This window comes from Fimbriimonadaceae bacterium, from assembly GCA_019638775.1.
In the GTDB taxonomy this organism is placed as follows: Bacteria; Armatimonadota; Fimbriimonadia; order Fimbriimonadales; family Fimbriimonadaceae; genus JAHBTD01.
On the sequence record JAHBTD010000124.1, the window covers coordinates 1 to 1015 of the forward strand.

At 60.5% G+C, this 1015-nt stretch carries 1 protein-coding gene; it reads right to left on the reverse strand.

The genetic code is table 11. The features are described 5' to 3' along the window. Positions 1-990, reverse strand: a 990-nt coding sequence (locus tag KF784_20390) for a CHAT domain-containing protein (protein MBX3121416.1), incomplete at its 3' end; no start/stop codon positions are given. Between the last annotated feature and the right edge of the window lie 25 nt (positions 991-1015).

The window sequence follows — 1015 nt, forward strand, 5'->3', positions numbered from 1 at the left end:
ACTCGGTGTGACGGCCACGGCGAGTGAATCCACGAGAAAATGCCGGCCATCGTGCAAAGCCCCCATGGGAATGGTTCTCAGCGATCCCTCAGCTACCATCACGAGCGTATGTACGCCGGCCCCTTGTAAATCTTGCTGAATGGGCGCAATCAACCAGCCATGCAGCGCCTGGGCGGAAGCCAGATAATTCTGCGACTGCGAGTCCTGAATCAGCCGCCTGAACGCACGAATTTCATTCGTCAGCTTGTCGCCCGTTACAGGAACCCTGACCTGCTTCAGTCCGTTGGCCGTTTCCAGGAGCAATTCGAGCCGGTCGGGAAACGCAAGGGGATAGATCACCGCAGTGTCGGGCGCTAAGGAGCCGGCCCCTCGGTGGCTCGCGACCGTCGCAACACAATCGTCTTGGAAATAGTCCTGCAATTCGGCCGCCCGCGAGACTTCAATCGTCTCTTTCACCCTGACGAGCAACTGTTCGTTCTGATCCGGTGTCTTTGCCGCTGCCGCTCTCCGCAACAAGACATCCTCGTACTCTACAAACAACGGCGCGACCGATTCGTAGTACGAATGATGCCGCCCCTGATTCCCCACAGAGTATTCGTAATGAATCGGCTTCAGGAGAGTCACCGCACGCTGGTAGGCCGTCAGCGCCTCTTCTTCCTTGCCCTCCGCACGTAACAATCTCGCCGTTTGCCATTGCCAACGATACAGCGATTCCGGCGCATGTACTTTTTGAGCGGCGAAGGTGGCCTTCCGCGAATACTCCAAGGCCTCCGGATGGCGATGCTCACGCTCTCGTAGTCCTCCGAGATACCCCCAGGCGTAGGACTGACCGCGCGCATCGCCCACGCGCCCGGCGGCCTCACCGGCGGCGGTAAAGGCATCCGCCGATTGACGCAACAGGCCGGCCGCGGACCCCGTAGCAGCCACGGCCTCCGTGACGCGGCCTTTCACGGCATCGGCTTTCCCGGCCGCACCGGCGTTTCCGGTCATGGCGGCAAACAACTCCTGATACCCA